Origin of the sequence: Mesorhizobium sp. M7A.F.Ca.MR.148.00.0.0, assembly GCF_003997735.1 — a bacterium.
Lineage (GTDB): Bacteria > Pseudomonadota > Alphaproteobacteria > Rhizobiales > Rhizobiaceae > Mesorhizobium.
On sequence record NZ_RZTB01000539.1, the window covers coordinates 1 to 283 of the forward strand.

General features: G+C 65.7%; 1 protein-coding gene. It reads right to left on the reverse strand.

Translation table 11 applies throughout. The annotated features are described in order from the left end of the window. Positions 1–283 (reverse strand): MOFRL family protein (locus EOB49_RS35250; protein ID WP_281060646.1); only part of this gene is annotated, 283 nt, incomplete at both ends.

Genomic DNA, 283 nt, shown 5'->3' on the forward strand with positions numbered 1-283 from the left:
TGCGCGACACGGTCGAGCCATCGGCGAAGGCGCCGGCATTGTCTTCCGAACCGTCGATGCCATCGGTGTCGGCGGCCAATGCGTGGATGCCTTCGACGCCGTTGATGCCGATAGCAAAGGCGAGCAGGAATTCCGAATTGCGGCCGCCCTTGCCTTTTGCCCGTAGCGTGACGGTTGTCTCGCCGCCCGACAGGACCAACACCGGCTTCGAAAATGGTCGGTTGCGCGTCGCCACTTCACGCGCGATCGCGGCATGGACGCCGCCCACCTCGCGCGCTTCGCC